The sequence below is a fragment of the Marivita sp. S6314 genome, from assembly GCF_023015985.1.
Classification (GTDB): domain Bacteria; phylum Pseudomonadota; class Alphaproteobacteria; order Rhodobacterales; family Rhodobacteraceae; genus Marivita.
This window is the reverse complement of sequence record NZ_JALKAO010000003.1, coordinates 456,080-480,806: the sequence shown is the minus strand read 5'-3', so window position 1 is coordinate 480,806 and position 24,727 is coordinate 456,080. Positions and strand designations below refer to the sequence as shown.

General features: G+C 60.9%; 17 protein-coding genes. 11 read left to right on the top strand and 6 right to left on the bottom strand.

The genetic code is table 11. From position 1 onward, the window contains the following. The first annotated feature begins 32 nt into the window (after nt 1–32). The 10 genes from MWU54_RS10915 to MWU54_RS10870 all read left to right on the top strand — a co-directional run bounded on the left by MWU54_RS10915 (nt 33) and on the right by MWU54_RS10870 (nt 16,379). The gene (locus tag MWU54_RS10915; protein WP_247083201.1) at nt 33–893 is read left to right on the top strand and encodes a zinc-ribbon domain-containing protein; all 861 of its coding nucleotides are present in this window, start codon (nt 33–35) and stop codon (nt 891–893) included. Nucleotides 894–1,093: 200 nt separating this feature from the next. After that, nucleotides 1,094–2,482 (top strand): aminotransferase class III-fold pyridoxal phosphate-dependent enzyme, encoded by a 1,389-nt coding sequence (locus MWU54_RS10910; protein ID WP_247083199.1) that lies wholly within the window; start codon nt 1,094–1,096, stop codon nt 2,480–2,482. 11 nt (nt 2,483–2,493) lie between these two features. Further along, nucleotides 2,494–3,189, top strand: coding sequence for a GNAT family protein (locus MWU54_RS10905; protein WP_247084024.1), 696 nt, complete (start codon nt 2,494–2,496; stop codon nt 3,187–3,189). 167 nt (nt 3,190–3,356) lie between these two features. Then, nucleotides 3,357–5,735: a glycogen/starch/alpha-glucan phosphorylase gene (locus tag MWU54_RS10900; RefSeq protein WP_247083197.1), complete on the top strand. Its 2,379-nt coding sequence runs from the start codon at nt 3,357–3,359 to the stop codon at nt 5,733–5,735. After that, nucleotides 5,735–7,939, top strand: coding sequence for a 1,4-alpha-glucan branching protein GlgB (gene glgB, locus MWU54_RS10895; protein ID WP_247083195.1), 2,205 nt, complete (start codon nt 5,735–5,737; stop codon nt 7,937–7,939). The genes MWU54_RS10900 and glgB overlap by 1 nt, the downstream gene beginning before the upstream one ends. 27 nt (nt 7,940–7,966) lie before the next feature. Further along, nucleotides 7,967–9,226 carry a glucose-1-phosphate adenylyltransferase gene (gene glgC / locus MWU54_RS10890; protein WP_247083193.1) on the top strand — a complete coding sequence of 420 codons (1,260 nt, stop codon included), beginning with the start codon at nt 7,967–7,969 and terminating at the stop codon, nt 9,224–9,226. Between the two features lies 1 nt (nt 9,227). Further along, nucleotides 9,228–10,664 carry a glycogen synthase GlgA gene (gene glgA, locus MWU54_RS10885; protein WP_247083191.1) on the top strand — a complete coding sequence of 479 codons (1,437 nt, stop codon included), beginning with the start codon at nt 9,228–9,230 and terminating at the stop codon, nt 10,662–10,664. Continuing rightward, complete coding sequence (gene glgX, locus MWU54_RS10880; protein ID WP_247083189.1) at nt 10,661–12,769, top strand: glycogen debranching protein GlgX; 2,109 nt, start codon at nt 10,661–10,663, stop codon at nt 12,767–12,769. Before glgA ends, glgX begins: the two co-directional genes overlap by 4 nt. Then, a complete protein-coding gene (gene malQ, locus MWU54_RS10875; RefSeq protein ID WP_247083187.1) occupies nt 12,766–14,751 on the top strand; it encodes a 4-alpha-glucanotransferase in 1,986 nt (661 codons plus the stop codon). The genes glgX and malQ overlap by 4 nt, the downstream gene beginning before the upstream one ends. Continuing rightward, entirely contained in the window at nt 14,748–16,379 is a 1,632-nt protein-coding gene (locus MWU54_RS10870; RefSeq protein WP_247083185.1) for an alpha-D-glucose phosphate-specific phosphoglucomutase, read from the top strand. Before malQ ends, MWU54_RS10870 begins: the two co-directional genes overlap by 4 nt. A gap of 39 nt (nt 16,380–16,418) precedes the next feature. On the opposite strand, the gene MWU54_RS10865 is transcribed toward MWU54_RS10870, so the two are convergent. The 5 genes from MWU54_RS10865 to MWU54_RS10845 all read right to left on the bottom strand — a co-directional run bounded on the left by MWU54_RS10865 (nt 16,419) and on the right by MWU54_RS10845 (nt 20,893). Continuing rightward, the gene (locus MWU54_RS10865) at nt 16,419–17,267 is read right to left on the bottom strand and encodes a metal ABC transporter permease (protein WP_247084015.1); all 849 of its coding nucleotides are present in this window, start codon (nt 17,265–17,267) and stop codon (nt 16,419–16,421) included. Beyond that, entirely contained in the window at nt 17,267–18,169 is a 903-nt protein-coding gene (locus MWU54_RS10860) for a metal ABC transporter permease (protein WP_247083183.1), read from the bottom strand. The genes MWU54_RS10865 and MWU54_RS10860 overlap by 1 nt, the downstream gene beginning before the upstream one ends. Continuing rightward, nucleotides 18,166–19,065 (bottom strand): manganese/iron ABC transporter ATP-binding protein, encoded by a 900-nt coding sequence (locus MWU54_RS10855; protein ID WP_247083182.1) that lies wholly within the window; start codon nt 19,063–19,065, stop codon nt 18,166–18,168. The genes MWU54_RS10860 and MWU54_RS10855 overlap by 4 nt, the downstream gene beginning before the upstream one ends. 94 nt (nt 19,066–19,159) lie before the next feature. Beyond that, nucleotides 19,160–20,059 (bottom strand): metal ABC transporter substrate-binding protein, encoded by a 900-nt coding sequence (locus MWU54_RS10850; protein ID WP_247083180.1) that lies wholly within the window; start codon nt 20,057–20,059, stop codon nt 19,160–19,162. A 186-nt stretch (nt 20,060–20,245) separates the two neighbouring features. Next, nucleotides 20,246–20,893, bottom strand: a complete 648-nt coding sequence (locus tag MWU54_RS10845; RefSeq protein WP_247083178.1) for a cyclic nucleotide-binding domain-containing protein — start codon at nt 20,891–20,893, stop codon at nt 20,246–20,248. A gap of 240 nt (nt 20,894–21,133) precedes the next feature. Here MWU54_RS10845 and pepT point away from each other — a divergent pair, with 240 nt between their 5' ends. Beyond that, nucleotides 21,134–22,378 carry a peptidase T gene (pepT, locus tag MWU54_RS10840; protein WP_247084013.1) on the top strand — a complete coding sequence of 415 codons (1,245 nt, stop codon included), beginning with the start codon at nt 21,134–21,136 and terminating at the stop codon, nt 22,376–22,378. A 49-nt stretch (nt 22,379–22,427) separates the two neighbouring features. Here the strand turns inward: pepT and MWU54_RS10835 are convergent, their stop codons facing one another. Further along, complete coding sequence (locus MWU54_RS10835; RefSeq protein WP_247083176.1) at nt 22,428–24,572, bottom strand: cyclic nucleotide-binding domain-containing protein; 2,145 nt, start codon at nt 24,570–24,572, stop codon at nt 22,428–22,430. Nucleotides 24,573–24,727: the final 155 nt, after the last annotated feature.

Here is a 24,727-nt window from a genome sequence, read left to right as displayed (position 1 = left end):
TCAAAGACAGCCGAACGGGGGCTACAGGCAATATGCGGCTGACATGTCCAAGCTGCGGGGCACAATACGAGGTTCCCGATGATGTCATTCCTGATGATGGTCGGGATGTGCAATGTTCGAACTGCGGGAACACGTGGTTTCAGGCCAAGGATCCCGACGACACACCCGAAGCCATCGCCGCCGCCGCCGCCGCGCCGAAAGACGCGGTCTGGCATCCCGAGGTGGACAGCGCCGCCACGGATGGCCCATCGGTCAATGCCGGGGCCGCGCCCGGCGCAACCCCGCCGCCTGCCCCACCGAAGCGCCGGGAACTGGACCCGGCGGTTGCCGACATCCTGCGTCAGGAGGCCGAGCTTGAGGCGCGGGCGCGTGAAGCCGAGGCGGATGTGCTGGAAGACCAGCCCGACCTGGGCCTGCAGGAACCCGAAGACGAGGCCGCGAAGCGCGCGCGACAGGCGCAGGACCGCATGCGCAAGCTGCGGGGCGAAGACCCGGAGGCGGCTGCGGCTGTGGCCGCAGCAAGCGCGGTGGCAGACCGCCCGCAATCGCGCGGCGAGATGCTTCCCGATATTGACGAGATCAATCAGACGCTGCGCGCCTCGACCGAGCGTCGCGAGTTGCAGTCTGTGCAGGCCGACCTTGAGGACGAGGACGACGACAGCGGCGGGTTTGGCCGGGGCTTTATCCTTGTGATCCTGCTCTTTGCGGTGGCGACATCGCTCTATGTCTTTGCGCCGCAGGTCGGAGAGTCGGTTCCGCAATTGAAGGGGGCCATGGACGGCTATGTGGCCTTTGTCGATCAGGCCCGGCTGTGGCTTGATACACAGGTTGCGTCGGTTCTTGAGATGATCAATGGCGGCGCGACGGACGCGCCGGTAGCGGATCAATCCTGACGCTTCTACTGACGTCTGTGCTGGCGTCGCGATCCCCGGATTGCGGACGACTGCGTTCCACGTGCAATTTCCCGAAATTTTGGCTATACGCGTAAGGCGCGTCTGGCCCTAACGTGTACTTCGTGATCTCATCAAGATGAGTCCAACCGGGGCGGGGTCCGCACCAGGTCTGCAGTGATTCTCATATGGAGGCGATAGCCATGGACGGCACTCTGTCCCAAAACGATCTCAGCCACGTGGTCGAAGCCGACCGCGCACACGTGTGGCACCACCTGACCCAGCACAAGCCGTTTGAAACGAACGATCCCCGGATCATCGTCGAAGGCAAAGGCATGCGCGTCTGGGACCAGAAGGGCAAAGAGCATCTTGATGCCGTGTCCGGTGGTGTCTGGACGGTGAATGTGGGCTATGGCCGCGAAAGCATTGCCAAGGCGGTGTATGACCAGCTTTTGAAATTGAACTATTTCGCGGGTTCTGCCGGGTCGATTCCGGGGGCGCTGTTTTCGGAAAAGCTGATCTCGAAAATGCCGGGCATGACGCGGGTGTATTACACCAATTCCGGGTCCGAGGCGAATGAGAAGGCGTTCAAGATGGTCCGCCAGATCGCTCATAAGCGCTATGGCGGCAAGAAGCACAAGATCCTGTACCGTGACCGCGATTACCACGGCACCACGATTTCCTGCCTGTCTGCCGGTGGCCAGGAAGAGCGCAACGCACAGTACGGCCCCTACACGCCGGGCTTCGTGAAAGTGCCGCACTGCCTTGAGTACCGCGCAGGCGATCAGGGTGCGCCGACCGAAAACTACGGTGAATGGGCGGCGGACCAGATTGAACAGGTCATCCTGCGCGAAGGCGCGGATACGATCGGCGCGCTGTGCCTTGAGCCGGTGACCGCCGGTGGTGGTGTCATCACCCCGCCAAAAGGCTACTGGGACCGCGTGCAAGAGATTTGCCGCAAGTACGACATCTTGCTGCATATCGACGAAGTGGTCTGTGGCGTGGGCCGCACCGGCACGTGGTTTGGCTACCAGCAATACGGCGTGCAGCCGGATATGGTGACGATGGCCAAGGGTGTTGCTTCTGGCTATGCCGCGATTGCCTGCCTTGTGACCACCGAAGACGTGTTCTCGATGTTCAAGGACGACGCCAGCGATCCAATGAACTATTTCCGCGATATCTCGACCTTTGGCGGCTGCACCGCCGGTCCAGCCGCGGCGCTTGAGAACATGCGCATCATCGAAGATGAGGACCTGCTGGAAAACACCACCAACATGGGCGCCTATATGCTCGACCAGTTGCACGCCTTGGCCGACAAACACGCGGTGATTGGCGATGTGCGCGGCAAGGGGCTTTTCCTTGGGGCCGAACTGGTGGCGGACCGTGAAACACGGGCGCCGATGGCGGAAGCGCGGGTGCAGAAGGTTGTTGGCGACTGCATGCAGCAAGGCGTTGTGATCGGGGCGACCAACCGGTCGGTGCCCGGCTTTAACAACACGCTGTGCTTCAGCCCGGCGCTGATCGCGACCAAAGACGACATCAACCAGATCATCTCGTCTGTGGACGAGGCGCTTGGGCGCGAATTTGGGTGAATGACCCCTTGATCACGGGCCAGCGCAGCAATGCGCTGGGCCAACCCATCGGTCTGGAACTTGCCGATTGCACCCCGCGTCCCGTGCCGCCGCGCACGCCGATGACGGGGCGCAGTTGTACAGTTGAGCCTTTGGCGGACACGCATGCCGATGCGCTGTATGACGCCTTTCGGGACGACACCGAAGACCGGATCTGGACCTACCTGCCGAACGGCCCCTACCACGACCGCGCGGCGTTCCGCGACTGGGTGTCCGAGGCCCGGACGAGGAATGATCCGCTGATGCATGCTATTGTGGTGGATGGCCAGGCCGTGGGTCACGCAAGTTACCTGCGGATCACCCCTGCCAGTGCGACAATCGAAATTGGGTTCATCAACCTGTCGCCGCGTTTGCAGCGGACCGTTGCCGCAACCGAATTTCAGTACCTTATGATGGCGCGCGCGTTCGATGAACTGGGGTATCGCCGGTATGAATGGAAATGCGATGCGTTGAATGCGCCGTCCCGGCGTGCAGCAGCGCGTTTGGGCTTTACCTATGAAGGCACGTTCCGGCAGGCGACGCATTACAAGGGTCGCAATCGGGACACTGCGTGGTACTCGATTCTTGATACGGAGTGGCCAAAGTTGAAAACACGCTTTGAAAACTGGCTGTCGCCGGACAATTTTGATGCACGCGGAACACAAATCCGGTCCTTGCAATCCGCCTGAGCAAAGACGCAATGTCTTGAGTGTGTTCAGGAAAGCGTCCTGGACACGCCAAAACCGCCCTGCTGCGGAAAAACTTTACGCGCGTAAAGTTTTTCGCTAAGAGTGGCAAATCGAACTCCTTCGCGTATATGCACTCATGTTAGCGCTATCGAAATCTGTGGAACCCCATGAAAACCGACATTCTGAACCGCCTGAAATACTCGCAAGGCAAGGACGCCGAGAACGCGTCTGTCTATGACTGGCGCATCGCGCTGTCTTTGGTGCTGCGGGACGAGATGGTCGAAACGTGGTTTCGCTCAACCAAGGAAACCTACGCGGCCTCGCCCAAGCGGGTGTATTACCTGTCGATGGAATTCCTGATCGGGCGTTTGATCGAGGACATGATTTCCAACCTGGGTCTGGAAGACGCCGCGCGGACGGCGATGGAAGAGCTGGGGCAGGATTACGATGCAATCGTACATGACGAACCCGATGCCGCTTTGGGCAATGGCGGGTTGGGCCGCCTCGCCGCGTGCTTCATGGATTCGCTCGCAACGCTTGGTATTCCGGCCTTTGGCTATGGCATCCGGTACGAGCACGGACTTTTTGAACAAAGCTTCGCGCAGGGCCAGCAGGTCGAAAAACCCGAAACATGGCTGACCCAGCGCCATGCGTGGGAATTTGAACGCCCCGAAGCGCAGTACAAGATCGGGTTTGGCGGGCATGTGGAGCATCATGACGGCAAGGCGTTCTGGCACCCAAGCGACGTTGTGATGGCCACCGCGTATGACACGCCGGTTGTTGGCTGGAAGGGCATGTGGGGCAACACGTTGCGCCTGTGGGCGGCAGAGCCGTCGAATGAGTTTGACCTCGAAAGCTTTAACCGGGGCGATTACCTTGCCGCCGGTCGGTCCGAGGCCTTGGCGCGCACAATCAGCCGGGTTTTGTACCCCGATGACACCACCGAAAGCGGCAAGGAATTGCGGCTGAAGCAGGAATATTTCTTTACCGCCGCATCGCTGATGGATTTGGTCCGTCGTTACCTTCGCGACCATGACGACATCCGTGCCTTGCCCGACTTTGTTGCGATCCAGTTGAACGACACGCACCCGGCCATTGCGGGGCCCGAGTTGGTGCGGTTGTTGGTCGATGACCACGGTCTGGCGATGGACGAGGCAATCGACCTGGCCCGCCGCTGCCTGTCCTACACCAACCACACGCTTCTGCCCGAAGCGCTGGAACGGTGGAGCGAACATCTGATGGGGAGCATCCTGCCGCGTCACATGGAGATCATCCGCGCGATTGAACATGCGCATCAGACAGAATTCCCCGGCAGCCCGCGCATTCTTGAACATGGCGATGTGCGCATGGGTGAATTGGCGTTTGTGATGGCGCACAAGGTCAACGGCGTGTCCGCGCTGCACACTGAGTTGGTCAAGGAAACGGTGTTTGCCGACCTGCACCGCATCCACCCCACACGCATAATCAACCAGACCAACGGCATCACCCCGCGTCGGTGGTTGCATGGCTGCAACCCCGCCTTGCGCAATGTGATCAATGACCAGATCGGCGACGGGTGGGTGACAGACCTTGAACAGCTGTCCGCGCTCAAAACGAAACGCGGCGATGCCGGGTTTGTCGATGCGTTCAGCGCCGCCAAACGTGCGAACAAGGTGACGCTGTCTAACTGGATCAGCGAGACGATGGGCGTCAGCCTTGACCCCGACGCGATGTTCGATGTGCAGATCAAGCGTATTCACGAATACAAACGCCAGTTGATGAACCTTTTGGAAACTGTCGCGTTGTGGAATGACATGCGCGACAATCCGAACGCAGACTGGACCCCTCGGGTCAAAATCTTTGGCGGCAAGGCTGCCCCTGGATATTTCGTGGCCAAGGACATCATCCGCCTGATCAATGACGTAGCCGGTGTGATCAACACTGACCCGGTGACGGGCGACAAGCTCAAGATCGTCTACCCGCCGAACTACAATGTCACGATGGCCGAACGCCTGATCCCTGCTGCGGACTTGTCGGAACAGATCTCGACCGCTGGCAAGGAAGCGTCCGGTACCGGGAACATGAAGTTCGCTTTGAACGGCGCGCTGACCATCGGCACGCTGGACGGTGCCAATGTGGAGATCCGCGAACATGTCGGGTCAGAGAACTTCTTCCTGTTTGGTTTGACCGCCGCCGAGGTGATGGAGCGCCGCACGCATCATGGGTTTGCCCGCGCCGCGATTGAGGCCTGCCCGCGGTTGCAGCGCGTCTTGGGCCAGATTGCCGAGGGCCGTTTTGCGCCACATGACCCAAGCCGCTATCATGGGCTTGTGGGGATGCTCTATGACCATGACTATTTCCTCGTGACCTGCGATTTCGACAGCTATTTCGACACGCAGCGCCGCGCGGATACCGCGTATCAAAACGCCCGGAACTGGTCGGCGATGGCGATTGCCAACACCGCCAGCATGGGCTGGTTCTCGTCCGACCGCACCATTCAGGGTTATGCGCGCGACATCTGGAACGCACACAGCGTGATGAACCCCAAACTTGAGAAGTCCGCGTAATGGCTGGACCTGTCCTCATCGACCCCGCAGCCGCGCAGGCCATTGCGACAGGCCAGCACGGTGATCCGTTTTCGGTGCTTGGCTTGCACGAGGTGGAGGGCAAACTCGTGGTCCGTGTGATGCGCCCCGGTGTGGACGGTGTTGAGGTTCTGGATGCCAAGACAGGTCGCAAGGTCGCGGGTCTTGATCCGGTGGCTGACGGGGTCTTTGCCGGATTTATCCCGCGCCGCAAGAAGCGCTTTGCCTATCGTCTGCGCATGACACGCGGGGCAGAGAACTGGGAAGAGCAGGACGCCTATGCCTTTGGCCCCAAGATGGGCGAGTTGGACGAATACCTGCTGGGCGAAGGCACCCATTCGCAGCTGTGGAACGCCTTGGGCGCGCATGTCTGCACCCATGAAGGTGTGGAGGGCACGCATTTCGCCGTTTGGGCACCGAATGCGTCGCGGGTGTCTGTGGTTGGGGATTTCAACGACTGGGATGGCCGCCGCCATATCATGCGCCGCCGTGGTGCGACCGGTGTGCACGAGATCTTCATGCCGGGGCTGCAGGACGGCACCGTCTACAAGTACGAAATTCTGGATGGCGCGGGTAATTTGCTACCGTTGAAAGCTGACCCCGTTGGCTTTGGCGCAGAGCTTCCACCCAAAACGGCATCTGTGGTGCGGGATCTGAACGGTTACGAGTGGTCCGACACAGGCTGGTTGTCCAAGCGCGACGCAAAGCACAAAATCGACCAGCCGATCTCGATCTACGAGGTGCATTTGGAAAGCTGGCGACGCGTGCCAGAGGACGGCAACCGGTCCCTGACCTACCGCGAGCATGCCGACCAGCTTGTCAGCTATGCCAAGGACATGGGCTTCACCCATATCGAACTCACGCCTGTGTCCGAATACCCGTTCGGCGGGTCGTGGGGGTATCAGCCCGTGGGTCTGTTTGCGCCCACGTCGCGCTTTGGCACGCCGGAGGATTTCCGTGCGTTTGTCGATGCCTGCCATGCCGCCGGTCTGGGCCTGATCATCGACTGGGTGCCCGGACACTTCCCGACCGACCAGCACGGGCTTGGCCGTTTTGATGGCTCGCCGCTTTATGAACATGCCGACCCGAAGGAGGGGTTTCATCCCGACTGGAACACGCTGGTCTACAACTATGGGCGGACAGAGGTGCAGAACTTCCTGATCGCCAACGCGCTGTTCTGGTTCGAGGAATACCACATCGACGGGCTGCGCGTGGATGCCGTGGCCTCCATGCTCTACCGCGATTATTCGCGGAAAGAGGGGGAATGGGTGCCCAACAAGGACGGCGGGCGCGAGAACCTTGAGGCCATCGCGTTTATGCAGCGCATGAACGAGGCGGTTTACGGAGCCGACGACAGCATCCTGACCGCCGCTGAAGAAAGCACAGCCTTTCCGGGCGTCAGTGCACCCACCGACGCGGGTGGTCTGGGCTTTGGGTTCAAGTGGAACATGGGGTGGATGAACGACACCCTGCGTTACATGGCCGAAGACCCGATCAACCGGAAATACCATCACGACAAGATGACATTCGGGTTGCACTACGCGTTTTCCGAAAACTTCATCCTGCCGATTTCCCATGACGAAGTGGTGCATGGCAAAGGGTCGATGCTGGGCAAGATGCCGGGGGATGACTGGCAGCGTTTTGCCAACCTGCGGGCCTATTACGGGTTCATGTGGGGGCATCCGGGCAAGAAGCTGCTGTTCATGGGCTGCGAATTTGCCCAAGGGCAGGAATGGAATAACGAGACCAGCCTGGACTGGCACCTGCTGGATCATGCGCCGCATCAGGGGATGCAGAACCTCGTGCGCGATCTGAACACGCTCTACCGCGCCACGCCTGCGCTTTATGAAAAAGACTGCAAGGAAGACGGGTTCCGCTGGATCGATGGCGGCAATGCGGCGGATTCGGTGTTTTCTTGGGTGCGCTATGGCAAAGACGGCAGCGCGCCGGTTCTGGTGGTGTCGAATTTCACACCCGTGCCGCGCACGAATTACTGCATCGGCGTGCCGGAGGTCGGGCATTGGGACGAAAAACTCAACAGCGATGCCGCGATCTATGGTGGCACGGATACCGGAACGCCGGGTGGAGCCGAGGCGAAACCCGTCGCGATGCACGGCTGTTCACAATCCATCGAAATCACGGTGCCACCGCTGGCGACCGTGTTCTTTCAGTTGCGCCGCGACTGAGACACAAAGACTTAGGGGGAGGACGACATGAAAGAAGACAGATTTAGCCTCGCGCAGCAATCCATGGCCTTCATTCTGGCCGGGGGGCGCGGCAGTCGTCTGAAAGAGATGACGGACATTCGCGCGAAACCGGCGGTGTATTTCGGCGGCAAGACGCGGATCATCGACTTTGCTTTGTCCAACGCCGTGAATTCCGGCATCCGGCGCATTGGCGTGGCGACGCAATACAAGGCGCATAGCCTGATCCGGCACATCCAGCGCGGCTGGAGCTTTTTCCGGGCCGAACGCAACGAGTCGCTGGATATCCTGCCTGCGTCGCAGCAGCTTAATGAAGACAACTGGTACAAGGGCACCGCCGATGCGGTGACCCAGAATATCGAGATCATTCGCGGCTACGGCCCGAAATACGTGCTGATCCTGGCGGGTGATCACATCTACAAGCAGGACTATTCCTTCATGATCGAGGAACATGTCCGGTCGGGTGCCAAGGTCACCGTGGGCTGCATCGCCGTGCCGCGCGAAGAGGCCAAGGGCTTTGGCGTCATGCATGTGGATGATAATGACAAGATCCTTGAGTTCGTGGAAAAGCCAGCCGAGCCGCCCACCATGCCCGGTGACGATACGAAATCACTGGCCAGCATGGGGATTTACGTGTTCGAGGCAGAGTACCTTTACGAGGTTCTGCAAAAAGACGCGGGGAACCCCAACTCTGACAATGACTTTGGCAAGGACATCATCCCCGACATCGTTGCGACCGGTGGCGCGCGGGCGCATCCGTTCAGCCGGTCCTGTGTCATGTCGGGTCTGGAGACCGAGCCCTATTGGCGCGATGTGGGGACGATTGACGCCTATTGGCAGGCGAATATCGACCTGACGGATTTCAAACCCGATCTGGATATCTATGCAACCGACTGGCCGATCTGGACCTATTCGGAACTGGTGCCGCCCGCCAAGTTTATCCACAATGAAGAAGGCCGTCGCGGGCAGGCGGTGTCGTCGATGGTGTCGGGAGGATGTATCATCTCGGGTTCCTCGCTCTATCGGTGTTTGCTGTTTACCGGCGTGAAAACCCATTCCTATTCCCAGCTTGAGGGCGTTGTCGCCCTGCCCTATGCCGAGGTGGGACGCCGTGCGTATCTCAAGAACGTGGTGCTGGACCGGGGGGTCAAGATCCCGGACGGGTTGGTCGTGGGCGAAGATCCGAAATCGGATGCCAAGCGCTTTCGGCGGTCTGAAAACGGGGTCTGTCTGATCACGCAAGATATGATTGATAAACTGGACGGCTGATATGCAAGTCTTGATGGTGGCTTCGGAATGCGCGCCTTTCGTAAAAACGGGGGGGTTGGCCGATGTGGTTGGGGCCTTGCCGTCGGCGCTTGCGCCACTGGGCGTTGATGCGCAGGTGATGCTTCCGGCCTATCCCGCGCTGTTTCCGTTGCTGCCCAAGGGGCAGGAGGTGGCCCGGTTTGACGATCTGCCCGGCGGCGGGGGGCGGCTGGTCCGGGTGACGGCGCAGGGCGTGACATTGTTGCTGCTGGATGCACCGCAATTGTTCGACCGGCCCGGAGGCCCCTATCTGGACGAGACCGGCGCGGATTGGAGCGACAACCATCTTCGTTTTGCCGCCTTGTCGATGGCGGTGGCGCGGGTGTGCCAAGGCGCAATTGACGGGTATGCGCCGGATGTGCTGCACGCGCATGACTGGCAGGCGGCCCTTGCGCCGGTGTACCTGAAGATGGCGGGGCATTCATCGCCCCGGTCGGTCCTCACGATCCACAACATCGCGTTTCAGGGACGCTACGGATCACACCTGCTGGATCAGTTGCATCTCAAGACCGACTGGTTCCACCCCGAGGGACTGGAGTTTCACGGCGATCTGAGCATGCTGAAAGGCGCGCTGATGTATGCGGATCGGATCACAACCGTCAGCCCGACCTACGCGCGCGAAATTCTGACGCCCGCGTTCGGGATGGGGCTGGACGGTGTGCTGCGCGCGCGGGCGGATGTGCTGAGCGGATTGCTGAACGGGATCGACACGGAGGTCTGGAACCCTGCGGACGATACCGCACTGGTGCAGACCTATGACGCCAAGAGCCTGAAACGCAAAGCGCAGAACCGGGCCGAGATTTGCGCCCGACTGGGTTTGGACGCGGATCAGACCGGGCCGCTGTTTTGCGTGATCAGCCGGTTGACCAGCCAAAAGGGGCTCGACGCGTTGCTGGAGGCCGTTCCGCATCTGGTCGCGCGTGGGGCACAGCTTGCCGTTCTGGGAAGCGGTGAGCCGGACCTGGAAGAGGGGTTCCGCCGCGCGGCCGAGGGGAATCCGGGGCGTGTGGCCACCTATGTCGGGTATGACGAACCGCTGTCGCATCTGTTGCAGGGCGGCAGTGACGCGATCCTGATCCCGTCGCGCTTCGAACCCTGCGGTCTGACCCAGCTTTACGGGTTGCGCTATGGCACCCTGCCGGTTGTTGCGCGCACAGGTGGGCTGGCCGATACGGTTATCGACGCCAACATGGCGGCGGTTCTGGCCAAGGCGGCCACCGGATTTGTGTTTGACGATGTGTCCGGCACCGGGATTGCGCAGGTCATCGACCGGGCTGCCGCCGCCTATGCGGATCCGAAACTCTGGCAGTCCATGCAACGCGCCGCGATGCGCCATCCCGTAAGCTGGGCGCGCTCTGCGCAGGGGTATTGCGACCTTTACGCAGACCTCGTGGAATGACGTACCAATCCTCTGTTTCGGCGAAACTTGAATCCGGCCATGCGCACCGGCTTGGCCCGCATTTTGACGGAGCGGGCACCAATTTTGCGGTGTTTTCGGAGAATGCCGAACAGGTCTATCTGTGTTTGTTTTCGTCGGACGGGTCACAGGAGACCCTTCGGTTGCCGCTGCCGGACCGGACCGGATCGATCTGGCATGGCTACCTGCCCGGCCTGACGCCCGGTGCGATCTATGGCTACCGCGTGGCGGGGCCTTATGCGCCGGAGGACGGGCACAGGTTCAACATCCACAAGCTGTTGATCGACCCCTACACCCACGCGTTTCACGGCGCTTTCACCGATCATGCCGCAACCTTTGGCTATCAGAGCGGCGACACCGCTCAGGACCTGTCGTTTGACAGGTCTGACAGCGCGCCGTTTGTGGCCAAGTCGGTCGTGTCGGACCCGGACCTGTTTGCGCTGGACGGCGCGCCGTTGCGCCGGGCCTGGGACGAGACCGTTATCTATGAGGCCCATGCCAAAGGCCTGACCCGTTTGCACCCCGGTGTCGCCGAGCAGCTGCAAGGCACCTTCGACGGGCTGGCATCGGACGCGGTGCTGGAGCATCTGACCAAGCTGGGCATCACCGCGATCGAGCTGTTGCCTGTGCAGGCCATCAAGTCCGAAGGCGTATTGGACGCGCGGGGACTGGTCAATTACTGGGGCTACAACACCATCGGGTTTTTCGCGCCCGAACCGCGGTATTTCGGCCCGGCCGGGATACGCGGGTTTCGGCAGATGGTGGACCGGTTCCACGCGGCGGGCATCGAGGTCATTCTGGACGTGGTCTACAACCATTCGGCCGAAGGCGATCACCTTGGGCCGACGCTGTCGTTCCGGGGGCTGGACAATGCCGCCTACTACCGGCTTCAGGCCGACAATGCGCGCTACTATGTGAACGACACGGGCTGTGGAAACACGCTGAATGTCAGCCATCCGTTTGTGACCCGCATGATCCTTGATAGTTTGCGGTTCTGGGTTCAGGCGATGGGTGTTGACGGGTTCCGGTTTGATCTGGCCACCACGCTGGGCCGAACCGAAGACGGGTTCGACCAACATGGCGGATTCCTCAATGCGCTTCGGCAGGACCCGATCCTTGCCGAGACCAAGCTGATCGCAGAGCCGTGGGACATTGGGCCGGACGGGTATCAGCTTGGAAATTTCCCGGCGACGTTCGCGGAATGGAACGACACGTTTCGGGACACCGTGCGGCAGTTCTGGCGTGGCGATGATCACGGCGCGCAGGGCCTTGGGTCGGCGCTTTTGGGGACGGCCCGCGTGTTTGATGCGGGCGGGCGGCGTGCATGGTCTTCGGTCAACTATGCCGCGTCGCATGACGGGTTCACGCTGGCGGACACTACGCAGTTCGTCGAACGTCACAACCTGGCCAACGGCGAAGACAACCGCGACGGCCATCACGCCAATTTCAGCGATAATTTTGGCGTCGAAGGCCCTTCCGACGATCCAGAGATCCTCGCGGCCCGCACCCGGCGGCAGCGCGCCATGCTGGCGACGGTGTTCTTGTCCCAAGGCACCCCGATGCTGCTGGCAGGCGACGAAGGCGGCAATTCGCAGAACGGCAACAACAACAATTACTGTCAGGACAACGACACCAGCTGGATCAACTGGGACGCGCTGGACGATGACATGATCGCCTATACGGCGGCGGTCTCGGCCTTTCGCCACGCGCATCCGGTTCTTCGCCAGCGGACCTTCCTGCATGGCGCGCAGCGCGACTGTGACGGGCAGACCGACGTTGAGTGGCTGGATTTCAAGGCTGCCGATCTGGATTGGAGCGATCCTGATCTGTCAAAACTCTGCCTGCTGGTGCGCGGCAATTCAGAGGATGTGATCGGCAAGACGCTGACCGACGAAGTGCTGTTGGCTTTCAACCGCTCGGACGCGGATTGCCCGCTTGCCCTGCCGGACCGGCACCCGCACCAGTGGCGCCGGATGATCGACAGCGCAACACCGGCTCAGACGCCAGTTGAGGTGGCAGACGGACGGATCGTTGTTCCGGCGGCGTCGGTGAGTGCGTTTGTCCTGACCGATGGACCCGCCTCATGACCGGGTCGGACGACATGCTTCGGTGTCTGGCACAGGCGCATGGTGTCTATCTTGATTTCCATGATCTGCACGGGCACCAGCATGCCGCATCCCCCGACACGCTGCGCGCCTTGTTGCGTGCGCTTGGGGTTCGCGTCGACACGGATGCCGACATGCGGGACGCGCTTGCAGAGGTGGACGCGGCGACGGCGCGGATCGCGTCAGAGCATATCGTTCTTGCGGGGCATCCTTCGGAGCTCCACACCCCGACGCCTTGCACATGGGTCCTGCTGGACGAGGCAGATCAGGTGTTGAGCGAGGGGCATGCGGAGCGGGCTATCGCGCTGCCACCGTTACAGGTTGGGTATTTTCGTCTGAACACCACTTCGGCGGGGAACGTGGCCCAGACCTTTGTCCTGTCACGCCCGGCTCGCGCACCCGATTTGCAGGGGCGGGCCTGCTGGGGCACGACAGGGGCGCTTTACGGTTTGCGCTCATCGCGCAATGGGGGGTTGGGGTCCTACGACGATCTTGCGGCTGCGGCACAGACCTTTGGTCAGCAGGGCGCGCAGTTTTTCGGGATCAATCCGGTTCATGCGCTGGGGTGGGCGATGGAAGACATCATCAGCCCCTATTCGCCGTCGCATCGCGGGATGTTCAACATCGACCACGTCGCGCCAGTGACATCGCTGGGGCCGACCCCGGGTGACGACCTGATCGACTATGCATCGTTCCGGGCGATCCATCGTCCACAGCTTGAAAAAGACTTCGCGCAATTCCGAAAAAGCGGCGCGCGCGCGGTGTTTGACCGCTGGAAGGCCTCGGTCGCAACCGACGTTGTGCAGTTCGCGCAATTCGAAGCGCTGAGCGAACGATACGGGTTTGATTTCCGGACATGGCCCGCCGCATTGCAGACGCCCGGACCAATGGTCGAAGAAAAGGCCGCTGAGCGCACCGAATTTCACCTTTGGCTGCAATGGCGCGCGACGCAACAGATAGGGGCAGCGCAGGACCGTGCGCAGGGCGCTGGCATGGCGCTTGGGCTTTATCTTGACCTTGCCGTGGGGCCGCGTCCGGACGGGGCCGAAGTCTGGATGAATGACGCCACCATCGCCAAAGGTGTCACCATCGGCGCGCCGCCTGACCATCTAAGCCCGGAAGGGCAAAGCTGGACCTTAGCCGCCCATGCGCCGGGGCCACTGGCGCGATCCGGTTACGCGCCGTTGCGGTCCATGTTGCGTCGATTGATGCAGACCTGTGGGTTGTTGCGGATTGATCATGCGTTGGGCCTGCTGCGCAGCTACTGGCTGCCCGATGATGGCAGTCCGGGAGGCTATGTCACACAACCGCTTGACTCACTGCTGGCGGTCATCCTGATCGAGGCGCATCAAACCGGGTGTGTTGTCGTTGGCGAAGATCTGGGGCTGGTGCCCAATGGGTTCCGGGCCGCGATGCGCGATGCGGGGCTTTACAGCTATGCCGTTTGGCAATTCGAAGCCGATGACCAGGACAACATCCTGCCAGCATCGGCGTTGCCGCGGCATGCGCTGGCGTGTTTTGGCACCCATGACACGCCAACCGTGCAGGGGTTCTGGCACGGCACCGATATCGACTGGTGGCATCAGGTGGGCTGGCTGAACAGCACCGACCGTCTGAACCGCCATGCGCATCGGGCCCGGCAACGTGCCAGTTTGCGCCGCGTTTGCGGGCTGCACCCCAACACGGCCCCCGGGGCAATCGCGGATCACATCCACGGATCGCTGGCGCACTCCCCTGCCGCGCTGGTGTCGGTACAACTGGACGACGTTTTTGAACAGGTCGACGCCCAGAACCTGCCGGGCACCATCGACGCGCATCCCAATTGGCGACGACGCCTTCCAATCCCGGTCGAAGACATGGCGCATGACGCGCGGTTGCGGCAGATTGCGAATACCATGTCCGCGCACCGCCCGGCACCCCAGATCACGGACCCCACCGACTGCCCCGAGGAGATTTCCGCATGACCATCCTGACCAAGACCTGCACTCCGTTTGAGGGCCAGAAACCCGGGACATCCGGGCTTCGCAAAAAGACCCGCGCCTTCATGCAGCCGGATTACCTCGAATGCTTCGTGCAATCGGTTTTCAATGCGATTGAGGGCGTGTCGGGCAAAACGCTTGTGGTCGGGGGTGATGGGCGGTTTTTTAACGCCGAGGCGATCCAGACCATCCTGCGCATGGCGTCGGCCAATGGCGCGGCGCGGGTCATTGTCGGGCAAGGCGGGTTGCTGTCGACACCAGCCGCGTCGAACCTGATCCGGCAACGCAAGGCCGATGGGGGGCTGATCCTGTCGGCCAGCCACAATCCCGGCGGGATCGATGCGGATTTCGGGCTGAAATACAATATCGCCAATGGCGGCCCCGCGCCCGAAGCCATCACCGACCGCATCTTTGCCGAGACCACCTCTTTGTCCAGCTATGCCACGCTGGAGACGCCGGATCTTGATCTGGACACGCTTGGAACGGTGGCGCTTGGGGACATGGCGGTCGAGATTGTCGATCCCGTGACCGACTATGCCGCGCTGATGCAGAGCCTGTTTGATTTCGATGCCATCCGGGCGATGTTTGCCGATGGTCTGACGCTGCGGTTTGATGCCATGCACGCGGTCACGGGACCGTATGCGACGGCCATTCTTGAAGACCAGTTGGGTGCGCCGAAAGGCACGGTCTTGAACGGGGTGCCGTCGGTTGATTTTGGCAAGGGGCATCCCGATCCGAATCCGATCTGGGCAAAACCGCTGGTCGATATGGTCATGTCCGAGGATGGTCCTGATTTCGCAGCCGCGTCAGACGGGGATGGGGACCGCAACATGATCCTTGGCAAAGGCGTGTATGTGACCCCGTCCGACAGCCTTGCCGTTTTGGCCGCCAACGCCCATCTGGCCCCCGGCTATGCGCGCGGGATCGCGGGTGTGGCGCGGTCCATGCCGACAAGCGGGGCCTGTGACCGGGTCGCCAAGGCGATGGGTGTAGAGTGTTTTGAAACTCCCACGGGGTGGAAGTTTTTTGGCAACCTGCTGGATGCCGGTCGGGTCACCCTGTGTGGTGAGGAAAGTGCCGGCACGGGAAGTGATCACGTCCGGGAAAAAGACGGCCTTTGGGCAGTACTGCTGTGGCTGAACATTCTGGCGGTGCGCAAGATGTCGGTGCGGGACATCCTGATGGACCATTGGCAGACTTATGGCCGGAATTACTATTCCCGGCACGACTACGAGGCCGTCGACAGTGACGCGGCACATGGCTTGATGGCCGATGTGACGGCACGGCTGGAGTCCTTGCCCGGACAGAGCTTTCGCGGGTGCGAGGTGACATCGGCGGACCAGTTTTCCTATCACGATCCGGTTGATGGATCGGTGAGCCACAATCAGGGACTGTGCCTTTCGTTCAAAGGCGGCGGACGTGCCGTGTTGCGGTTGTCCGGGACCGGCACCGAGGGGGCGACATTGCGGGTGTATCTGGAACGGTACGAGGCACCGGACGGGGACCTGACCATCGAAACGCAGGCCGCGCTGGCCGAGATCGCAGGCGCGGTGGCCCAGATCACCGATCTGGCGGCACGCACCGGACGGACCGCGCCGGATGTCATGACGTGACACGCGGTTTGTAAACCGCGTAACGGCTTTGCAACGCCGTTACGCCGCGCCGACCCGCAGCCGCGAGGCCCGGCGGGTCAGCACCTGTCTGCGCACGAACGCCACGATGAACACCGCTGTCAGGATCAGCACAATCGTCGGAGCCGGCGCGCTGTCCAGAAAGAAGCTTAGGTAAACGCCTGCCAGCATCGCCGCCATGTTGATCAGCACCGACACCCACAACATGGTCGAAAACTGACGCACCAACAGGAAGGCAATCGCCCCCGGCGCGATCAGCAACCCGATGGCAAGGATCAGGCCTGCCGCCGACAAGGTGGCCACAATCGTCAGCGACAGCGCGGCCAGCATGCCATAGTGCAACGCATTGACCCAAAGACCCGACGCCTTGGCCTGAGCGGGATCAAAGCTGTGCAACAGCCAGTCTTTCCATTTCAGCACCAGAAGCGCCCCCACCCCGGCGGAAATCAATCCGGCGGTCCAAAGCTCGTGGGTTTCCACACCCAGCATATTGCCGAACAGGATATGATCGAGGTGCGCGTTGGTCTCGACCGAAACATAGAGCACGATCCCCACGCCAAACATGCCCGAGAACACCACCCCCATGACGGTGTCCTGCTTGACCCGGCTGTTGGACGCCAGATACCCGGTGGCGACCGCGCAGGTCATCCCCGCGGCAAACGCCCCGATGATCAGCGGGATGCCAAGGATGTAGGCCAGCACGATGCCGGGCAGCACAGCGTGGCTGACCGCGTCGCCCATCAGCGCCCAGCCCTTGAGCACCAGAAAACACGACAGGAGCGCGGTGGGCACAGCGACCATGATCGAGATGAGAAAGGCGTTTTGCATGAACGCAAACCGGAACGGCAGAAGCAGCGTTTCAAGGTCCATCATGTGCCCTTCTGCGCAGGGTGGGGTGACACAAGGCTGTCCTGCGGCCCGGTTTTGAGAACCTGGCGAGCTTTGCGACGCGCGGCCAGTATGCCGTGCCGGGGGGCAAAGACAAAGGCGATGAGGAAGATCAGCGTTTGCAGGGTCACAATGATCCCGCCGGTCGCCCCGTCGAGAAAGTAACTGATATAGGCCCCGAAGAAACTGGTGGATGCACCGATTGCCACCGAGGTCGCAATCAGCCGGGGGAACCTGTCACACAAGAGATACGCCGTCGCCCCCGGTGTGACGACCATCGCGATGACCAGAAACGCGCCAACCGTTTGCATCGCGGCCACAACCGAGGCTGACAACAGGATGAAGAAGACCGCTTTCAACAGCTCCGGCCGCAGCCCGATGGTGCGGGCATGGCTTTCGTCGAAAAAGGTGACCATCAGGTCTTTCCACTTGGCCAGCAGGACCGCCAGCGACACGAAGCCGATGATCGCCAGTTGAAGGGTGTCTTCGGGGGTGATGGCCAGAATATTACCCATGGTGATGGTCTGGATCGACACCGACATTGGATTGATCGACACGATGAACAGACCCAGACCGAAGAAGGACGTGAAGATCAACCCGATGATCACATCCGCCTTTAACCCCGACCGTTCGGACAGGAACAGCATGGCCCCTGCGGCCAGCCCCCCCGCGATAAACGCGCCCAGCGCGAAGGGCAATCCAAGGATATACGCCCCCGCCACTCCGGGCACGACCGAGTGGGACAGCGCGTCGCCGATCAGTGACCAGCCCTTGAGCATGAGATAAGAGGACAGAAACGCACAGACAGCGCCGACAAGGGCCGACACCCACATCGCGTTGGTCATGTAGTTGTAGGTAAACGGCTCCCAAAGATAGGCGATCATGGCTTTGGATCCGTCACCTGGGTTTTTTCGCCGTATTGCACGAAGGGACGTTCATCGTCGGTAAAGATCGTGACTTCACGCGCGTCTTCATCGTCGTGCAGCGTGTCCCCGCCCAGTGTGAAGTGGCGGAGCACACCGCCAAAGGCGGCTTCAAGGTTTTCGCGGGTGAATGTCGTTTCGGTCGGCCCGTAGCTGAGCACCGTGCCTTTCACGAGCACGGTGCGATCACAGAATTCGGGAACCGATCCGAGGTTGTGGGTCGAGACCAGCATCACCCGGCCTTCGTCGCGCAATTCGCGCAGCAGGGCGACAATCTGATCCTCGGTTTTGACATCGACCCCGGTGAACGGTTCATCCAGCAGGATCACCTGCCCATCCTGCGCCAGTGCACGCGCAAGGAAGACGCGTTTGCGCTGGCCGCCGGACAGTTCTCCGATCTGGCGATGGCGGTAGTCCTGCATGTTCACACGGCGCAGCGCCTGATCGACCGCATCGTGGTCTGCCGGTTTGGGCCGACGCAGGAACCCCATATGGCCGTAGCGGCCCATCATCACCACGTCTTCGACCAGCACGGGAAAGGCCCAGTCCACGTCCTCGGATTGCGGGACATAGGCCACGAGGTTCTTTGCAAGCGCTTCTTTGACGCCCATGCCAAGGATGCGGATGTCCCCTTGCGCCGCCGGAACAAACCCCATGATCGCCTTGAACAGCGTCGACTTGCCCGCGCCGTTGATCCCGACGAGGCCGGTCACGGTGCCGCGTGGGATTTCGAAGCTCGCGTTCCACAGCGCGGTGTGTCCGTTGCGGTAGCTGACCGTTACGTTCTGGGCCGACAGACCGGGATCAGAGATGACCTCTGCCGGGATCGGATGGGGTTGGCTCTGCTCATCGAGCATGGCGTGTTCCTTGGTGTTGGGGGCCGATTGGCCCCGGACTGTGCGGCCCTGCGGATCAAGCCCCGCAGGGTCGCAATACGTATGTGACCACCGGTCAGTTGGTGGCGGCGGTCAGCCCGTTTGCCACGGTGCGCGACGTGACGGTCAGAAGATCAAGATAGGTGGGCACAGCGCCGTCCGCTTCGCTGAGCGAGTCGACATAGAGTTCACCGCCATAGGTGGCTCCGGTTTCCCGCGCGACCTGTTTGGCCGGTGCGGTGTTCACGGTGCTTTCGCAAAACACCACCGGGATGTTGTTGTCCCGCACACCGTCAATCACCGCGCGCACCTGTTGCGGCGTGCCGTTCTGATCGGCGTTCATGGGCCAGAGATACAGTTCCTTCATCCCGAAATCGCGCGCCAGATAGCTGAATGCCCCTTCACAGGTGACCAGCCACCGCTGGTCTTCGGGGATGGCGGCAACGTCGGCGCGCAGCGGTTCGAGCGTTTCGCGCAGATTGGCTTTGTAGGCTTCCGCATTGGCTTGGTAGAGATCTGCGTTTTCAGGATCATGTTCGGAAAAGGCACGTGCGATATTGTCGATATAGATCAGGGCATTGTCCAAGCCCATCCACGCGTGCGGGTTGGGTTTGCCTTCGTAGCTGCCCGACGAGATCGAGATCGGGTCAATGCCGTCCGACAAGGTCACCGACGGAATGTCCCCCAGATTAGTCAGGAACTGTTCGAACCACAATTCCAGGTTCATTCCGTTCCACAGGATCAAATCCGCATCGTAGGCACGCACAATGTCCTGGGGGGTCGGTTCGTATCCGTGGATTTCGGCCCCCGGTTTGGTCACCGACACCACCTCTGCCGCGTCTCCGGCGACGTTGGACGCCATGTCGGCAAGCACCGTGAAGGTGGTGACAACCTTCATCTTGTCACCTGCCATCGCCTGACCGGTCAGCGCAACCGTCAGCGCAGTCGCCGAAATGGCAAGGAATAGCGTTTTCATCGTTGGACCCTCCAAATGAGATATACAGGCAAGCCGCCTGTAAATGCAAATCACTCGCAAGAAGGTAGGTAGATGAGAATGAGTCTCAAGTGGTTTGTCCGGTTTCCCGGTGCAAAAAGTCGGTATCACAGCCCTTCATGCAGCGTGTGATCCGCGTTTTGTGTGACGAACGTGACGCAGGTGGCGTTACGCAGGCGCGGGGGTGCCCGCTGCGGACCCGGCATCCCGGTTCACGTTCTCGATCAGGCGGCGTGTGATCGTCCGCATGATGGCAAGACCAAAGCTCGGGTCTTCGAACTGCAGTCGCATGAACGTCTTTTCATCAATGCCGTAAACCACGGTATCATCAAGACAGCGGACGGTGGCGGTTCGTATGGCTGCATCGGTGAAAAAACCGATTTCGCCAAAGATGTCGCCTTGGTTCAATTCAATATTCGGTTCTTCGATCTGAACGCGCCCTTCGGCCACGTAATACAGCTGATCCACCGTATCGCCCTGCCCAAAGACCGTGGCCCCGGCGGCGTAGCGCTGTTGTTTGCCATAGCGCCGGATCACCGAGAAATCGGTCTCTGTCCGGCTGCTGTCCTTGGTCAGCTTGCCGCGCAAAGACAGCACCTGCCAGAAGCGATAGAGATTGATGGGGAGCAAGATCAGTTCCATCGCCAGAAGCGGCCAGAGCTGGAGCGTGAAGGCGTAGGTTGCAAAACACAGCGACGAGGTAATCGCCAGAAAGCGCAGGGGCAGCATTGTACTGACCGAGTAGGAGGCAACCGTCAGCGCAGAGGCCAGCCAGCCCACAACTTCGATCCAATGAAGATTGGTCAACAGGTCCATGTGGCTCCTCCCCGAGCGCGGGCGCGACACCAAATGCCGTCTTGGTCTATCCCTACGATATCTATGACTATGTTCCGGACATGAGAAAAGACATCTTTCGGTTTGCTCCCCGGCGTGGCGCGCATGTGGGGCGTACTGCAGGAGGTCTCAGAGAAGGACGAAACCGGCACCCGGCGGGCGACCATTGCTTGACACCATACGGGCTGTCGTGCCCCCTGCCCCCAAACGACACAGGGAGGCATCATGGACCAGTTTGACACCGAATTGAAAACGCGGCTTGTCCGGTATTGCGAGATGGACAGTCAGTCAGACATGGACAGCGCCGCGACACCGTCGACCGCGTGTCAACATGCCGTTCTTGATCTGGTGTTTGACGAACTGACCAAGATCGGCGCGACGGACGTGACCAAGACCGATTACGGCACGGTCATCGCCACCGTGCCGGGCAATAGTGACGGGCCAACGATTGGCTTTCTGGCCCATGTCGACACCGCCCCGCAGTTCAACGCGACCGGTGTGAAGCCCCGCGTCGTTGAGGGCTATAACGGGGGGGACATCACCTTCCCGGACGATCCGGAGCTTGTTTTGAGCCCCGCAGCATTTCCTTATCTGTCGGAAAAGGTGGGCCATGACATCGTCACCGCCTCTGGCCTGACGCTGCTTGGAGCCGACGACAAGGCCGGGATGGCGATCATCATGACAGCCGCGCGGCACCTGATCGAAAACCCCGAATTCAAACGCCCAACGATCCGTCTGGCCTTTACGCCGGACGAAGAGATCGGTCGCGGTGTGGATGCACGGCTGCCTGCCGATCTGGGTGTGGATTTCGCCTATACCTTTGATGGCGGCGAGGTGGGCGAGATTGTGTACGAGACCTTTTCGGCGGATTTTGCCGTTGTGACCGTCAAGGGCGTGTCCATTCACCCCGGCACCGCCAAGGACAAACTGGTGAATGCAATCCACCTGGCGTCCAAGATTGTCGATACCCTGCCGCATGTGACGATGACCCCCGAAACGACCGACAACCACGAGGGGTTTATTCACGTGGTCGACATTCAGGGCAGCGCGGCAGAGACCGTGGTGCGCTTTATCCTCCGCGATTTCGAACTGGACGGATTGGCCGCAAAGGACGCTTTGCTGAAGCAGGTCTGCGAAACGATCGCCGCAACCGAACCCCGCGCCGAGATTTCCTGCACGATCACGCCGCAATATCGCAACATGCGATACTGGCTGGAAAAGGACATGACGCCGGTAGAGCTGGCCCGAACCGCGCTTGCGGATCTGGGTATCGAGGAACTCTCGGTGCCGATCCGGGGCGGGACAGACGGATCGCGCCTTACCGAACTGGGTGTGCCCTGCCCGAACCTTTTCACCGGCATGCAGAATGTGCACGGGCCGCTGGAGTGGGTGTCGGTTCAGGACATGGCCCAGGCCACCGCCCTGTGCCTGCGGATCGCGGAACGGGCGACAGGGGCACAAGGGTAACGCGTGCTGATCGCGGTGAACCGCTTAGGCTCTGACGGCCCCGTGTCGGTCACCGCATCGCAGCGCTGAGCAGTTTGGTGGTGCGGTCCAGACGCCGCGACAGGAATTCGGCCGCGAGGGCGTGAAAGCTCGCCACGAAGGCCGGATCGCTGTCAAGCAACGCCTGAAGCGCATCACGGCTGATCCTGACAACCACCGATTCCGCTGCCGCTTCCACATCGGCCGTGCGGCGTGTGTTGGTGAAAAATCCGATCTCTCCGACAAGCGCCCCGGACAGCAACTGCGCGACGCAGGTCCGGGTGCCGTCATCCATTTCGACAAACACTTTCGCGCTGCCCGATTGCAGGATCAGCAGTTCGTTCGACGGTGCACCGGAAAACAGGAAGGTGTCGCCCTGTTTGACATGTACGACCGGAAACCAGTCCTCAAGGTTGATGTGCGGGTTGTCACGCAGCAGCGCTTCTTCAAAGCTTTCCGCCCCGGTTGCGCCGCCTTCGGCTTCGGCAAGAACGCGTTCCTCCAGAAACAGCAACGCATCATCCAGTGTTGCAAACACCGCCTTGCCCAAGGTGGCGCCGTTCAGAAACCGGTCCACCTGAACACGGTCTTGCGCCGACAGGCCCGAGACGTACAGGTCAACCCCCTGACGCGTGCAGTATTCGTCAATCTGCTGCAGGCTGTGAACCGCAGACGGGTCGATGCCCTGGACCTTCGAAAAGTCGAGCAGCAGGTTTGCCATCGCGCCCTGTGAGCCTTCGACGGCGGACTGCACGGCACCCAGAAGTTTGCTGGCCGTTCCGAAGAAGATGTAGCCGGTCAATTCGATGATTTCCGTCGATGTGCCCTCGACCGTCAGATGATCAAGCGCCGCCAACCCGCGTTCGACAACGGACCGGCGCAGCGACAGGTTGGATTGGATCCGGACGATGCCCTGCTTGGCGTAGGACACGATAAACAGCACCACCGACGCAATGAGGCCCAGCGCCAGAGCGGACAGGAAGCCAAGCGTGGCCGACACGATAACGGTCAGCAGAATGATCAGGTAATCGCGCAGATTGAGACGGCGGCGTTCCGACCAGAGCCATGTGTAGAGCAGGTCGATCCCCAGAAACCCGATCACCGCAGCAAACAGGCCACGGGGAAGATATTCCAGCGCCGACGCCCCGAAAAAGGCAACGCCAAAGGACACCACCGCAACCATGAGGCCCGTCGTCGCCCCGCGCAGGCCCAGTTTATAGGCCAGGATATTGTTCGACAGCGCGGGAAACCCCAGCAAGCCACCGGCAGGTGCGGCCACAAGCGTCGACACCCCCATCGCGGTGGTGTCCTGATTGAGGTTCAGCCGTCGTTTCGTGATCAGTTCCACGCCGGTCAGGTTCAACGCGCCGCCAAGGATCGCCATTGACGTGACCGCAAGAATTGTCAAAGCCTGCCCAGCCACCAGCGACACATCGGCCAGAAAGATGTCTTGGGGGCGGATGTCAGTCAGGAATCCCCCGCTGCTGAAAGGTCCAAGCAATTCGCCTGAAGCGCGCGCAGCGGCAATGCTGGTGCCCGAGATCAGCAACCAAGCGTAATACCCAAAGCACACCAGCGCGATACATCCCGGCAGCACCAGGCCGTTTTTGACGTATCTCGTTACGGCACAGATCCCGATGGACACGAGAAACCACGGAAGCCAGACCATGACCGTGTCGGGACGAAACAACGACGGGATATCCCCCACCGAGACATTCGCACGCAGCACCAACCCGATGCTCCCGATCAAAAGCAGATATCCCGTTGAAGCGAGAAAGCCGCCCAACACGGGATAGGGGATGAACTTGACCACGTAGCTGAGCTTGAGTTTCCCGATCAGGATCAAGACGACACCCGTCGTGACAGACGCCGTGATCATCATCACCACGATACTGGCAAACAGGGCATCCGGGGACAAACCGCTTCCCTGTACAGCGATGGCTGATGCTCCGGCGGCCAAAAGAACCGCGGTGATGTCCTGCGGATGCATGACGGTCGCGCGATAGGAAAACAGGAAAGACCCGATACCCGCCATCACTCCGCAGGCAATCAGTGTCATCCCGATCCCACGATCAAGAAACACCTCCAGCGGACCGGAATACACAATCGCCGTAAATGAAATCGCCAGCACACAGGACATGGCGGCAACCAACAATCCGCCAAACAGTGTTACCAAAAGTCGAATAGTCTGCGCTCCTGCAAGAGTGTTGATCAGACGCAAACGTCGACCGGTGCGCGGATTTTGACGGCAAGGGCGGGTGTGTCAACGATAACTTGTTTGGGACCCGTGCGACATCGCCACGAGACCTTTCGCGCCCTTCGCCCCCCCGC

Coding starts and splice junctions, on each gene's coding strand:
- MWU54_RS10860 (WP_247083183.1), bottom strand. CDS start 18,169: ATGATCGCCTATCTTTGGGAGCCGTTTACCTACAACTACATGACCAAC.
- glgX (WP_247083189.1), top strand. CDS start 10,661: ATGACGTACCAATCCTCTGTTTCGGCGAAACTTGAATCCGGCCATGCG.
- MWU54_RS10845 (WP_247083178.1), bottom strand. CDS start 20,893: ATGGACCTGTTGACCAATCTTCATTGGATCGAAGTTGTGGGCTGGCTG.
- MWU54_RS10870 (WP_247083185.1), top strand. CDS start 14,748: ATGACCATCCTGACCAAGACCTGCACTCCGTTTGAGGGCCAGAAACCC.
- MWU54_RS10910 (WP_247083199.1), top strand. CDS start 1,094: ATGGACGGCACTCTGTCCCAAAACGATCTCAGCCACGTGGTCGAAGCC.
- MWU54_RS10915 (WP_247083201.1), top strand. CDS start 33: ATGCGGCTGACATGTCCAAGCTGCGGGGCACAATACGAGGTTCCCGAT.
- glgC (WP_247083193.1), top strand. CDS start 7,967: ATGAAAGAAGACAGATTTAGCCTCGCGCAGCAATCCATGGCCTTCATT.
- glgA (WP_247083191.1), top strand. CDS start 9,228: ATGCAAGTCTTGATGGTGGCTTCGGAATGCGCGCCTTTCGTAAAAACG.
- MWU54_RS10865 (WP_247084015.1), bottom strand. CDS start 17,267: ATGGACCTTGAAACGCTGCTTCTGCCGTTCCGGTTTGCGTTCATGCAA.
- MWU54_RS10900 (WP_247083197.1), top strand. CDS start 3,357: ATGAAAACCGACATTCTGAACCGCCTGAAATACTCGCAAGGCAAGGAC.
- glgB (WP_247083195.1), top strand. CDS start 5,735: ATGGCTGGACCTGTCCTCATCGACCCCGCAGCCGCGCAGGCCATTGCG.
- MWU54_RS10855 (WP_247083182.1), bottom strand. CDS start 19,065: ATGCTCGATGAGCAGAGCCAACCCCATCCGATCCCGGCAGAGGTCATC.
- malQ (WP_247083187.1), top strand. CDS start 12,766: ATGACCGGGTCGGACGACATGCTTCGGTGTCTGGCACAGGCGCATGGT.
- MWU54_RS10850 (WP_247083180.1), bottom strand. CDS start 20,059: ATGAAAACGCTATTCCTTGCCATTTCGGCGACTGCGCTGACGGTTGCG.